The sequence below is a fragment of the Alishewanella sp. HL-SH06 genome (genome assembly GCF_052656265.1).
The window spans coordinates 3,328,717-3,341,882 of record NZ_CP199752.1; the positions used below are offsets into that span (position 1 = coordinate 3,328,717).

The following is a 13,166-nucleotide window of genomic DNA, read 5'->3' on the forward strand; positions in this document are numbered from 1 at the left end:
ATTATGCAAGTCTATCGAGCTTTGCAATCGGTGTTATTGCTCACCCTGCTATTAGTGAGCACAGGCTGTGCTTCGCAAACGCAAAGTAACAATGCCACTGTGCAAATCAGTGATGCAGAATTTGATCAAATGCTGGCCCCAGTGGCCCTGTATCCCGACAGTGTACTGACGCATGTGCTGATCGCCGCCACCTATCCATTAGAAGTGGTGCAAGCGGCACGTTGGTTAGAACAAAACCCCAACCTTACGGCAGAAATGGCGGTTGAAGCAGCGAGCTTACAAGATTGGGATCCTAGCGTTCAAGCGTTAACGGCCTTTCCTCAATTGCTAAACCGCTTAAATGAAGATCTGCAGTGGACACAGCAACTTGGTGAAGCCTTTTTAACCGACGAAGCAGCCTTATTAGCCAGTATCCAACGACTACGTGAACGCGCCTATGCGCAAGGTTCACTGCGTAATAGTGAACATGTCATCGTAGAACGTCAGCGTGAGGTGATTGTGATTGAACCGGCGCGGCGCGAAGTGATTTATGTGCCCTACTACGACACCCGCGTTGTCTATGGTAACTGGTGGTGGCCTACCCATCCACCGGTTTATTGGCATGGCCCAGCTGCATACCGCAATCAAGTGAGCTTTTACTGGGGCTCGGGTTTTCAGATCCGGCCATCATTTTATTTTAGCATCTTCGATTGGCAGCATCGCCATGTCGTCGTGCAACACAACTACTATTATGAACCCCCACGCTATTACCCTAAGCGTCAGCATTTCCACCAGGCTCCCCGCTGGCAACATGATCAATACCATCGCCGGGGTGTGTATTATCGTCAACCCCAGATCGTACACCGCAATAACCACTGGCGTGACGAGCGAAAGCATTCTAATCGTCCGAATGTACAGCCTGAACAAAACGTCGGAAGCTTTATCCCTGCCGACAGTCGTTTACGTCAAAGTAATGTAAGACGTGAACAAGAAGCGGCTCGTCAAGCGCAGCGCAGCAATGCGTCGACAACCCGACCGAATGAGCGAGAACGCAACACAGGCCGGATTGCTGAAAAGTGGGCAGAGAATGAGCAACGGACCCAACCGATCACTGCGCCTGTGACCTCTCAGGTAAAAGACCAGCAAGACAGAGTAGGCTCTGAACGCATACAACCCTTTAATCGCCACAATGAACAGCGGATCCAACCGATTGATCGTGCTAACACCGCAATACAACAGCCGCAACCTCGTAGCCGAAATGCATCCGAGCAGCGCATCCAGCCTGTTGCGCGCGCAGAGCAAGAACAACGTATCAAAAGCGTACTAAGTCGCAACGCGCCAGAGCAGCGCGTACAACCAGTTACACAACCCGTGCAACAACAGCGCATATCATCCGTTAATCGCAGTGTGCCAGAACAACGTGTACAGCCTGTAACTCGGCACGTGCAAGAACAGCGCATGCAACGCAGTACGCCTGAGCAACGTGCACAGCCGGTGATGCGGCCAGTGCAAGAACCACGTACACAGCCAGTAACGCGACCGGTACAAGAACAGCGGATCCAATCGTTTAATCGCAGTGCGCCAGAGCAACGCGCGCAACCTGCGACACGGCCAGTACAAGAGCAGCGGATCCGTCAACGCCCAGACGCTAATCAATCTGCGCGCGTCGAGGCAAATACACCTCGTCAACAACAGCAAAATTAGCTGTGGCGCTTTTATTGATTTAAAACAAACTGCACAGCAAAAAGCCTGTCTACCGACAGGCTTTTTTGATCCAGCCCAAAGTATCTGCAGACGAACAGCGCACAATAGCGCCAGTTAATTATCTGGAGAACACCATGAAAGCCATCTTTACCGCAGCAGCCTTAAGTTTAACCCTATTCAGTGGCACCGCCTTAGCTGATTTTTCTGTCAATGTGGGTGCAATTAGTGTGCAGCCAAACGATAGCAGTAGCCATCTTGATGTTGTGGAAAGCGTTGCCGGTTTACCTGCAGGCTCTACCGGCGTTAAAGTTAACAACAATACCCAACTTGGCTTAACGTTCGATTATAAATTTGAAAACAATTGGGCAGTACAACTGATTGCGGCCACCCCATTTACGCATAAAATGAGCGGTGATGGCGCCTTAGACGGTTTAAAGATTGGTAAAACCAAACATTTACCCCCGACGCTATTAGCACAATATCACTTTGATATTGGCAGCGATAACATTCAACCCTTTGTTGGTTTTGGGTTGAATTACACTAACTTTTTTAATACCGAAGCCGATCAACAATTAGTGACAACCTTGGTGGCTTTAGGTGCGGCGAACAATGGTGATGCGGTAACCATCAAACTGAAAAACTCTTGGGGTTTAGCGGCTCAAGCCGGCGTTAATGTGAAGTTCTCCGAAAACTTAGGGCTGCATCTGATGATCAGTAAAATGGACATCGATACCGATGCGCAAGTTCGAGTACAAGGTAATACCATTCAACAAGTGGATGTCAATATTGATCCGCTTGTTGCGATGATTGGCTTACGCTGGACCTTATAATATCTTCAAACGATAAACCTCTCCTGCTGGCTATTGCCAGCAGGTTCACCAAAGGCTGCAGCCAGCTGCATCCGACCAAAGTTGGGTCTGTTCCCGCTGCACAATCTAGACTACAGTAAGGTCTAGCATTTTCGCTGCGGAGTTCACATGGCGCAAAAAACCATTTCATTGAATTGGCAACAGTTATTAAAATCCGGTAGCCGTATTTTTATTGGCTCGCATGCTGCGGTCCCCACGTTATTAATTGACGACTTAATTGCTAATGCCAAAAGTCTGCACGATATTGAAATTGTGCAATTGGTGACCTTCTCTGACAACCGTTGGGCCTCTCCCGAATTTCAGCATCTGTTCAAAGTAAATACCCTATTTATCGGCGGTCATACTATTCGCCAAGCGGTCGCAGAAGGGCGTGCCGATTATACCCCCTGCTTTATGACCGACATCCCGGCGTTGTTCACGGACGGTATTTTACCTTTAGATGCGGCATTAATTATGGTCAGCCCTGCTGATGAGCACGGTTATCACTCGTTAGGGGTTGCAGTCGATGTCATTTCGGCTGCAGCGAAAGCCGCCAAAATAGTTATCGCGCAAGTTAACCCAGCGATGCCAACAACCTATGGCCAATCCTTTATACATAAAGATGACATTGATGCGTTCTTCTATGCCGAACAAGCCTTACCGGAAATCGAACCACCCGAATTAGATGCGCGCACCGAGCGGATCGGCCAATATGTATCACTACTGGTCGAAGATGGCGCCACCATCCAAATTGGTGTCGGCAAAATTTGCGCGGCGGTCACACGTTATTTAAGCAATCACAAAGATTTAGGCTTACATACCGAGTTATTAACCGATGGCGCTTTAGATTTGATTAAAAAAGGCGTGATTAATAATCGGCGTAAAACCTTTCACCCGGGCAAAAGCGTCACCAGCTTTTGTATGGGCACAAAAAAGCTATACGACTTTGTCGATAAAAACCCTCATATCGGTTTTTATCCCAGCGAATATGTTAACTCACCGATTAATATTGCCCGCAACGATCGCATGGTGTCGATTAACAGCGCTATTGAAGTGGATCTGACCGGTCAGATTGTTTCTGATTCGATTGGCCATATGTTTTACAGTGGCGTCGGGGGGCAGGTCGATTTTAGCCGCGGTGCTTCCATGAGCCAAGGCGGTAAACCGATTATCGCCCTGCCCTCTACCGCGAAAAACGGCACCATTTCGCGCATAGTGCCACATATCAAAGAAGGCGCCGGCGTAGTCACCACCCGTGCGCATGTGCATTATGTGGTCACCGAGTTTGGCGTTGCTTCACTGCGCGGTAAAAGTATTCGTGAGCGCGCGCTTGAGTTAATTCGAGTGGCACACCCAAAGTTTCGGAATCAGTTATTAGCCGAAGTTCGCAAAAATTATTGGGTACCGCATTATCAATTACAAACACCGGTCGATGTCCCTGAGCTTGGCCCAGTAGGCTTTAAAGAGTTAACCTTTAATGGCGAAAAATTTGATATTCGGCCACTAAACCCGTCTGATGAGCGTCGCCTGCAAGAATTCTTTTATTCGCACACCAAAGAAACGCTGCAAATGCGCTACAACTCTGTGCCAACACAAATGAGCAGAGAAAAATCCTGTACCTTAGTGAGCGTTGATCAATCAAAAGACTTGGCTTTGTGTATTGTGAAACAAAAAGGCTCGGTGGTGGAGATCCAAGCGGTGGGACGTTATTACCTGATCCCAAATGAAGATAGCTGCGAAGTGGCCTTCGTGACTCGCGAAGTATTACAAGGCCGTGGTATGGCTAAACGCTTATTGGCCGAGATGATCAATATTGCAACCAGCCGAGGCCTTAATTCCATGCAGGCTTTTGTTCGTTCTGAAAATAAACCCATGCTAAAAGTGTTTGAAAATGCCGGTTTTGTGCGTTTAAAAAGTGACGACCCCACAGAAGTCTATTTAAAATTAACCATCCCAGGTAAAGGAGAAAACTGATGGCTATTACCATTTTTAGTCATCCCAGCTGTTATTACCATGACAACGGCGTCGAACACCCCGAGTGCGGTGAACGGCTGTCGGCCATTAATGATCAAATCATCCGCTCGGGAATGGAATATGTGGTTATGCAGTTCGATGCCACCCCAGCCAGTCGTGAAAGTTTGTATTTAGCCCATGGTAAACATTATGTGGATGAGCTTTTTGCCAAAGCGCCGACCGAGGGGCATATTTGGTTAGATCCTGACACCGTGATGAGCCCGAAAAGCCTTGAAGCCGCCATGCATGCCGCAGGAAGTGGTATCAATGCGGTCGACCGTGTTATGGCGGGCAACAATGAACAAGCATTTTGTGCCGTACGCCCACCCGGTCATCATGCCACCCGTGAGCAAGCCATGGGCTTTTGTTTAATTAACAATATTGCGGTTGCCGCTGAACATGCACTCAATCACTATGGTTTATCCCGCATAGCTATTGTCGATTTTGATGTACACCACGGTAATGGCACCGAAGATATTTTCCAGCACGAACCTCGGGTATTGTTTTGCTCCTCTTTTGAACATCCGCTTTATCCATATACCGGTGCGGATACCGAGAATGATCACATCATCAATTTACCTTTTGCCGGTGGCTGTCGCAGCCAGCAATGGCGCGATCAAGTCTCTGAACATTGGATACCGGCTATTGATGCGTTCGCGCCACAGCTCATTTTAGTGTCTGCGGGTTTCGATGGTCATGCCGAAGATGAAATGGCGCACTTTATGTTGCGCGAAGACGATTACCAGTGGATTGGCAACGAGTTAAAACAACTGGCGGATAAGCATTGCGAAGGCCGCATTGTCGCCATGCTAGAAGGCGGCTATGCACTTAGCGCACTCGGCCGCAGTGTGGTGGCTTTTTTAAAAGGGATGATGTAACGAGCAGCAGAAACAAAAACGCCAGCACGTTTTGCTGGCGTTTTTCCATTTAGCGAAAGGTTAACCTAACCACACTCGCGCATTACGGAACATGCGCATCCATGGGCTATCTTCTTGCCAATCATCCGGGTGCCACGAGTTCGCCACGGTGCGGAATACCCGCTCTGGGTGCGGCATCATAATACTCACGCGGCCATCAGTGGTGGTCAGGGCGGTAATACCGGCTGGTGAACCGTTCGGGTTCGCCGGATATTGCTCTGTTACCTGACCGTAGTTATCGACAAAACGCATCGCCACATTGCCACTTTGATTGGCCGCAGCAAAGGCCGCAGCGCTGGCAAATTCCGCATGGCCTTCACCGTGCGATACCGCGATTGGCATACGAGAACCGGCCATACCGCTAAAGAACAATGACGGGCTTTGCTGCACTTCCACTAAGCTAAAACGTGCTTCAAACCGCTCAGACTTATTACGGACAAAGTGCGGCCAGTGCTCAGCACCGGGGATCAGGCTCTTCAGATTCGACATCATCTGACAACCATTACAGACACCCAAAGCAAACGTTGATTGCCGTTCGAAGAAGGCTTGGAACTGTTCCCGTGCTTGCGCGTTAAACAGAATCGACTTGGCCCAACCTTCACCGGCGCCTAATACGTCACCGTACGAGAAACCGCCACAGGCAGCTAAACCGTTAAAGTCGGCCAACTTAACGCGACCAGCTAAAATATCACTCATGTGCACGTCAACCGCATTAAAGCCGGCACGGTTAAACGCCGCGGCCATTTCTTGTTGCGAGTTCACGCCCTGCTCACGCAAAATAGCGATCTTCGGTGCAGCACCTTTTAAAATAAAAGGCGCGGCAACATCAACGTTAGCATCAAAGCTTAATTTTACATTTAAGCCCGGATCCTGCTGATCGGCTTTCGCCGCCATTTCTTGCTCAGCGCCAGCTGGGTTATCGCGCAACGCTTGCATCTGATAGGTGGTTTCCGCCCAAATGCGGCGTAAGCGGCTGCGGCTATCGCTAAAGACGGTTTTACCTTGCTGCGTGATCACAAACTCATCGCTGGCACTGACCGCACCCAATAAGTGGCTTAACGGCGCTAAGTTATGCTTGGCTAACACTTGCTGAACATAAGCTAAATCCGCGGTTTTCACCTGAATCACCGCACCGAGCTCTTCGCTGTATAGCGCAGCAAGCGCATCAGCGCCTAATTCACTAATATCCGCTTGCAGACCGGCTTTACCGGCAAAGGCCATCTCGGCCAGCGTAACCAATAAACCACCGTCTGAACGGTCATGATAGGCCAGCAATTTTTGCTCACGGGTTAATTGCTGCATCGCATGGAAGAAATTCAGCAATAACTCTGGACTATCTAAATCCGCCGCTTTATCGCCTAATTGCTTATACACTTGCGCTAAACAAGAACCACCTAAACGGTTGGCTCCTTGGCCCAAATCGACTAACAACAAGCTACTGTCACCCAAGTCAGTGCGAAGCTGTGGCGTGACGGTTTTACGAATATCTTCAACACGAGCAAAAGCGGTAATCACCAACGACAATGGTGCAGTGACGGCTTTTTCTTCACCGTCTTGCTGCCAGCGCGTTTTCATCGACATCGAGTCTTTACCGACCGGGATAGTCACGTTTAATGCTGGGCATAACTCTTCGCCCACCGCTTTAACCGCGGCGTATAATCCGGCATCTTCACCTGGGTGACCGGCCGCGGCCATCCAGTTTGCCGATAATTTAATCCGGTTTAAATCGCCAATATCAGTGGCTGCGATATTGGTAATGGCTTCTGCTACCGCTAAACGGGCAGAGGCAGCAAAATCAAGCAATGCCACTGGCGTACGCTCACCCATTGCCATCGCTTCACCGTGATAAGTATCATAGCTTGCTGCGGTAACTGCACAGTTAGCCACCGGCACTTGCCATGGGCCAACCATCTGATCACGAGCCACCAAGCCGGTTACCGTGCGATCGCCAATGGTCACTAAGAAGGTTTTCTCGGCAATGGTAGGTAAACGCAGTAAACGCTCGGCGGCATCGGCAATGGTAATGGCACTGCGATCGAGCGGTTTGCCAACGGCTTGTAAGCTTTGCACTTCACGGTGCATTTTCGGTGCTTTACCCAGTAACACATTTAGCGGCAAGTCGATTGGCGTATTACCAAAATACTGATCGCTTAAGGTTAAATGTTTATCTGCAGTGGCTTCACCGACGACTGCATAAGGTGCGCGCTCGCGCTTACAAATCTCTTCAAACACCGCGAGTTTGTCAGCCGGAATGGCCATCACGTAGCGCTCTTGCGACTCATTACACCAAATTTGTAATGGCGACATACTCAGTTCGTCGTTCGGTACGTTACGCAGTTCAAACTTACCGCCCACACCACCATCGCTCACTAATTCAGGGAAAGCATTAGATAAACCACCTGCACCCACATCGTGGATAAAGCAAATAGGGTTATCGGCGCCCAACTGCCAGCAGCGGTCGATCACCTCTTGGCAACGACGTTCAATTTCTGGGTTTTCGCGCTGTACGGAAGCAAAATCTAAATCTTCGTTCGATTGCCCTGAGGCCATTGATGAAGCCGCACTGCCGCCTAAACCAATGTTCATAGCCGGGCCACCTAGCACTACCAGTTTAGAACCTGGTGCTAAATCGCCTTTTTGTACATGGTCTTCGCGGATATTACCTAAACCACCGGCAATCATTATTGGCTTGTGATAACCACGCACTTCTAAACCGTTATGGCTGTGTACTTGCTCTTCATAAGTACGGAAATAACCGTTGATCGCTGGGCGACCAAATTCGTTATTAAAGGCTGCGCCACCCAGTGGCCCTTCCAGCATGATGTCAAGTGCACTAACAATACGGTTTGGCTTACCAAAATCGGTTTCCCAAGGCTGTTCAAAGCCAGGGATACGCAAGTTAGATACCGAGAAACCCACTAAACCCGCTTTGGGTTTTGAGCCGACACCGGTAGCACCTTCATCACGAATTTCGCCACCCGAACCCGTTGCCGCGCCTGGGTAAGGAGAGATTGCCGTTGGGTGGTTATGCGTTTCAACCTTCATCAAAATATGGATCGGTTCATGGTGATACTGGTATTCATTACTACCCGCTTGCGGGAAGAAGCGCCCCGCTTCAGAACCGACCATCACTGCCGCGTTATCTTTGTAAGCCGATAACACGAAATCTGGCGAATGCTCGAAAGTGTTCTTAATCATTTTAAACAGCGATTTAGGCTGTGCTACGCCGTCGATAGTCCAATCAGCGTTAAAAATTTTGTGCCGGCAATGCTCTGAGTTAGCCTGAGCAAACATATAAAGCTCAATGTCGTTCGGATTTCGGCCTAATTGCTGAAAGTTAGTGACCAGATAGTCAATTTCATCTTCCGCCAGCGCTAAACCCATTTGCTGATTGGCTAGCACTAATGCTTCGCGACCACCGGCTAAAATATCAACTGAACTCAGCTCTGCTGGCGCAGCTTTAGCAAACAATGCTTCTGCCTGCTGCAGCTCAGTAAACACCGTCTCCATCATCCGATCATGCAATAAGGCTTGCACCTGCGTTAACTGCGTTGCAGTTAAGTCCTCAGCTAGGAGATAATACGCCACGCCGCGCTCAAGGCGTTTAACCTGCGGTAAGTTACAGTTATGGGCAATATCAGTCGCTTTTGATGACCATGGCGAAATGGTACCCGGCCGCGGCGTCACGAGTAACAACAGACCGGTCGGTTGATGACTGGTGACCGTGGGGCCGTAACTCAATAATTTATCTAATGTGTCCTGTTGCTCTGCACTTAACGGTGCAGCAAGATCAGCAAAATGCATATATTCAGCATAAATTCCGCTTACCGGTAAATTTTGCTGGGCACAAAGATCGAGTAACTTTTGAATTCTGAATTCGGACAGTGCAGGCGCACCACGCAGGATCAACATAGGCTTATTTCCGTTGGTTGAACGACAGTGGAACCTAGGGCGTTTACACCCTAAAAGGCGGCATATTATAAAGAAAATTCACGGCGAGGGATATGCGAAAAACCTGACTGACGGCAAGAAGTTTGCTATAACAGCCATTCATCAAAGAGGTTGGACCGCCATTATGCAAAAAACGCTGTTATTACTCTGCTGTTGCTTACTGTTTGCTTGCACGCCACCGGCGGTCGAGACAAGCGGGCAATTGGCCGACATTTATCAGCGCAACAGCTTGCGAGTGGGTATTTTACATGGCCCGACAAGTTATTATATTGGGGTAGATGGCCCTACTGGGTTTGAATACGAACTGGCCAAAGCACTGGCCGACCGCCTCGGTGTCGAGCTGAGTTTAGCCCCCAGTTTTCACCTTGATGAGTTACTCGATAAACTGGAAACCGGCCAAGTTGACTTTATCGCCGGAGGACTAACCTTAACGCCCTCACGTACTGAACGCTTTCGTGCCGCACCGCCTTATCGCTGGATCAATGAAGTCGTGGTGTACCGACAAGGAGCAACTTGGCCGCGTGAATTTGCCGATCTAGCCGGGCCGGTTGTGGTGATGAAAGCCAGCAGTCATGCCGAAAGCCTGGCCATTTTACAACAAGAAAACGCTGACTTTCAGTATGTAGAAGATCCCGAATTAGATGCCGATGAATTACTGCAAAAAGTCATCGACGGCAGTATCAACTATACCCTGACCGATTCAAACCAACTGGCGGTAAACCGCCGTTTGTTTCCGCAACTCAGTATTGCCTTTACTCTCAATGAAAATTTGCCGGTGGGTTGGCTACTTCAAAAAAGCCAAGATGACAGCTTATACAGTGTCTTGATCGAATATTTTGGTCATGTTTATCAAAATGGCGACTTAGTGACATTAGAAGATCGTTATTTTGGCCATGTTGAGCTGTTTGATTACGTTGATACCATTAAATTTATTCAAGCTATCGACCACACCTTGCCAAAGTTCAAGCCATGGTTTCTGGAGCATGCCGGTGAATTGGATTGGCGTTTATTGGCAGCGTTAAGCTATCAAGAATCGCACTGGAACCCGAAAGCCCGCAGCCCCACGGGTGTACGCGGTTTAATGATGCTAACCATGCCCACGGCTCGGCAAATGGGCGTAGACAGTCGGCTCGACCCACAAGATAGCATTGATGGGGGCAGTCGTTATCTGCAACTGTTATTAACGCGTATCCCAGAGCGGATCCCGATGCCAGACCGATTATGGTTCGCCTTAGCCTCATATAACATTGGCTGGGGTCATGTTGAAGATGCGCGACGTTTAACCCAGAGAGATGGCGCCGATCCCGATAAATGGCTTGAAGTGAAACAACGCTTACCTTTATTACGCAAAAAGTCGGTGTATCAACATACGCGTTTTGGCTTTGCCCGCGGTGATGAAGCGGTAATGTATGTCGAAAATATTCGTCGCTATTACGACACCCTTGTGGGCGTGGACGAACGGCAGCAACTGGAAGATAGAATGGAACAACAACGTCAAAAACTGGTCGAAGAAACAAATCAATCTGAAGAGTCGTCTGCCTTAGCACCACCCTCTTCATAATAAATTCATACCGGCTGCTTGTAACTGAGCTTACGCAGTCATACTATTAACAAAATCGTAAACACTTTAGGTAACCCTATGCTAAATAAAAAAAGACCGTCGCTAAAACGGCGGCGGCGTTTACTGACCGTCTCGTCAAGTCGGCGACGCCTAAAACGCAGTGTGAAGACCGTTAAGTTAAATCGACGTCGCCGTCATTACCAAACGTCTTTTCAACAATTTCCAACGGCCCCTTGTGCTGTTTAAGCCTCTTTTGCTCAGCGCGACGCCGCTGGAAAAACGTCGATAACATCATCGAACACTCTTCAGCCAACACCCCTGCGGTCACCTCTAATTGATGGTTTAACTTGGGATGACACACCAAATCCATGATCGAGCCGGCCGCTCCCGTCTTATAATCGCTGGCCCCAAACACCAGCCGTTTAATTCGACTATGCACCAACATACCGGCGCACATGCTGCACGGCTCTAGCGTGACATACAAAGTACACTCTGGTAGCCGATAGTTTTGCAGTAATTGGCCCGCTTGGCGCACGGCTAACATTTCAGCATGTGCCGATGGATCGTGCGAACTGATCATCTGATTCCAGCCTTCAGCAACCACTTGCTGATCCTTAACCAACACCGCCCCCACTGGCACTTCGCCTGCGGCTTCTGCTCGAGCGGCTAACATTAAAGCGTGGCGCATCCAATCTTCATCAGTCATAAAGTTTTACAAAGTTTTGCTATCGTTGGCGAATTTTACCACTAGACTGAAGTCAGGCTGACGATTATTTTGGGTAATACACCACCCTTGCAAAACAACAAAACATAACACATTGATATTAAACAGTTTAAACTTTGGCATTTTGTTTGCAGTGTTTTTTGGTTTTTACACAGCCAATAAATCAGTCAACAGATCAGCCTCATTGACATAAAGCTTGGACAAACGCAAAGGAGAACAAAAAAGTGGATATCGGAGTGGTGGTTATTGTCGTCGTCGCGATTGTCGGTGGCTGCTTTTATGATGCAATGAAAATGCGCTACAAGTATCAACATTTAGCATCAGGCAAAGGTGATAAAGAAATTCAAGAAGAATTACAAAAAGTCAAAACGAGGCTTGCCGCTTTAGAAAGTATCGTCACTGATAAGAAATATCAGTTAAATGAAGAAATTAATCGTTTAAATCGTTAAAGGAGTGACTAATGGGACCTTTTGAAATTGCCGCCATCGCTATCGTATGTGGCTGTGCCGTTTCCGGCTATAAAACCTATATGGAAGGCAAAGCAAAACATAACAACGAAGATGTTAGCGCGTTACAAAATGAGATTGCTAAACTAAAAAATCGCGTGGCCACCCTCGAAAGTATTGTCACCGAGCCTAGCTATCAGTTAAAAGAAAAAATCAATAAACTCTAGCACCGCCCTCAAAACTAAAAGTGTATGTTGCCAGCACAAGTTCATCGCCGATATGATTATCGGCGTTTTTGTTTGAGCTAATATTTTAGCGTTTAAATTTTTGACTAATTCTTAGTCAAAATCACTACGTTTGTGTGATCAATCTGTCACAACCGCCAACCTAAAATCATAAGATATTGAAAAAATTTAATTTATTTTTTGGCATAGCTTTTGATTGGTATACAAGGAACTTGCTGAATCCAGCGTTAAACCTCTTAATCAAAAGGAATGACTTATGAACAGAACACTCGCAACCATATTAATTATTGCTATCGGTATTTACTGCTTACCTACATTACTCGCCATCTTAGCCACGGTATTTGCTGTTCTCATGGGTGTTATCGGTGCCATTATCGGTATTGGTGTTAGCTTAGCCGTCACCGTATTACCCCTGCTGATTTTAGCTTATCTGGTGTGGTGGTTAGTGCGTGATAAGCGCCAGCCACATTCTTCATAAATAACCCGTGATGACAATGAATCTTAAGGGGATATCCTTAGTTGTTAGGTATGCGATATAAATGCTTTGAGCAGCCAAAACAAGACCAGCTCCCTTGATACACAACTCTCCCTCTACAACGCTCTCGTCTCCGCTACGCTTGCCGTACCGGAGACGCCATCTAACGAACCCATCACTACAGCAGTGCTAAGCAGCGTTTGTGTTTTAGGAGTAACAGTTGCCCCTGCAGTGCCCGAAAAAGGCAAAATTAAAGATCTGAGCGCATACTACACGCTGGCGCTCCCATCCCGACTTTGCATT

The 13,166-nt window shown here is 48.1% G+C and carries 10 protein-coding genes; 8 read left to right on the top strand and 2 right to left on the bottom strand.

The window, feature by feature from the left end; genetic code table 11:
- Positions 1-3: 3 nt before the first annotated feature.
- From ACUJFK_RS15440 to ACUJFK_RS15455, 4 genes are all read left to right on the top strand, one after another.
- On the top strand, positions 4-1,683 hold the full coding sequence (locus ACUJFK_RS15440; protein ID WP_445425393.1) for a DUF3300 domain-containing protein: 1,680 nt from the start codon (positions 4-6) through the stop codon (positions 1,681-1,683).
- A gap of 134 nt (positions 1,684-1,817) precedes the next feature.
- On the top strand, positions 1,818-2,513 hold the full coding sequence (locus tag ACUJFK_RS15445; RefSeq protein WP_445425394.1) for an OmpW/AlkL family protein: 696 nt from the start codon (positions 1,818-1,820) through the stop codon (positions 2,511-2,513).
- A 147-nt stretch (positions 2,514-2,660) separates the two neighbouring features.
- On the top strand, positions 2,661-4,505 hold the full coding sequence (locus ACUJFK_RS15450) for a bifunctional acetyl-CoA hydrolase/transferase family protein/GNAT family N-acetyltransferase (protein WP_306177666.1): 1,845 nt from the start codon (positions 2,661-2,663) through the stop codon (positions 4,503-4,505).
- Positions 4,505-5,422, top strand: a complete 918-nt coding sequence (locus ACUJFK_RS15455) for a histone deacetylase family protein (protein ID WP_226751128.1) — start codon at positions 4,505-4,507, stop codon at positions 5,420-5,422. Before ACUJFK_RS15450 ends, ACUJFK_RS15455 begins: the two co-directional genes overlap by 1 nt.
- A gap of 60 nt (positions 5,423-5,482) precedes the next feature.
- On the opposite strand, the gene purL is transcribed toward ACUJFK_RS15455, so the two are convergent.
- Positions 5,483-9,373, bottom strand: a complete 3,891-nt coding sequence (gene purL / locus ACUJFK_RS15460) for a phosphoribosylformylglycinamidine synthase (protein ID WP_445425395.1) — start codon at positions 9,371-9,373, stop codon at positions 5,483-5,485.
- 163 nt (positions 9,374-9,536) lie between these two features.
- Between purL and mltF the strand changes: the two genes are divergently transcribed.
- Entirely contained in the window at positions 9,537-10,973 is a 1,437-nt protein-coding gene (mltF, locus tag ACUJFK_RS15465; RefSeq protein WP_445425396.1) for a membrane-bound lytic murein transglycosylase MltF, read from the top strand.
- 172 nt (positions 10,974-11,145) lie between these two features.
- Here mltF and tadA read toward each other — a convergent pair whose 3' ends face one another.
- Positions 11,146-11,679 carry a tRNA adenosine(34) deaminase TadA gene (gene tadA, locus ACUJFK_RS15470; protein WP_445425397.1) on the bottom strand — a complete coding sequence of 178 codons (534 nt, stop codon included), beginning with the start codon at positions 11,677-11,679 and terminating at the stop codon, positions 11,146-11,148.
- Positions 11,680-11,921: 242 nt separating this feature from the next.
- Between tadA and ACUJFK_RS15475 the strand changes: the two genes are divergently transcribed.
- From ACUJFK_RS15475 to ACUJFK_RS15485, 3 genes are all read left to right on the top strand, one after another.
- Positions 11,922-12,146, top strand: a complete 225-nt coding sequence (locus tag ACUJFK_RS15475; RefSeq protein WP_226751124.1) for a hypothetical protein — start codon at positions 11,922-11,924, stop codon at positions 12,144-12,146.
- A gap of 11 nt (positions 12,147-12,157) precedes the next feature.
- Complete coding sequence (locus ACUJFK_RS15480; RefSeq protein WP_226751123.1) at positions 12,158-12,370, top strand: hypothetical protein; 213 nt, start codon at positions 12,158-12,160, stop codon at positions 12,368-12,370.
- A gap of 274 nt (positions 12,371-12,644) precedes the next feature.
- Positions 12,645-12,866: a hypothetical protein gene (locus ACUJFK_RS15485; protein ID WP_226751122.1), complete on the top strand. Its 222-nt coding sequence runs from the start codon at positions 12,645-12,647 to the stop codon at positions 12,864-12,866.
- The last annotated feature ends 300 nt before the right edge of the window (positions 12,867-13,166 follow it).

Bases quoted from the DNA above. Each gene is read 5' to 3' on its own strand.
- ACUJFK_RS15440 (WP_445425393.1), top strand. From the start codon at position 4: ATGCAAGTCTATCGAGCTTTGCAATCGGTGTTATTGCTCACCCTGCTA.
- ACUJFK_RS15485 (WP_226751122.1), top strand. From the start codon at position 12,645: ATGAACAGAACACTCGCAACCATATTAATTATTGCTATCGGTATTTAC.
- tadA (WP_445425397.1), bottom strand. From the start codon at position 11,679: ATGACTGATGAAGATTGGATGCGCCACGCTTTAATGTTAGCCGCTCGA.
- ACUJFK_RS15445 (WP_445425394.1), top strand. From the start codon at position 1,818: ATGAAAGCCATCTTTACCGCAGCAGCCTTAAGTTTAACCCTATTCAGT.
- mltF (WP_445425396.1), top strand. From the start codon at position 9,537: ATGCAAAAAACGCTGTTATTACTCTGCTGTTGCTTACTGTTTGCTTGC.
- purL (WP_445425395.1), bottom strand. From the start codon at position 9,373: ATGTTGATCCTGCGTGGTGCGCCTGCACTGTCCGAATTCAGAATTCAA.
- ACUJFK_RS15455 (WP_226751128.1), top strand. From the start codon at position 4,505: ATGGCTATTACCATTTTTAGTCATCCCAGCTGTTATTACCATGACAAC.
- ACUJFK_RS15450 (WP_306177666.1), top strand. From the start codon at position 2,661: ATGGCGCAAAAAACCATTTCATTGAATTGGCAACAGTTATTAAAATCC.
- ACUJFK_RS15480 (WP_226751123.1), top strand. From the start codon at position 12,158: ATGGGACCTTTTGAAATTGCCGCCATCGCTATCGTATGTGGCTGTGCC.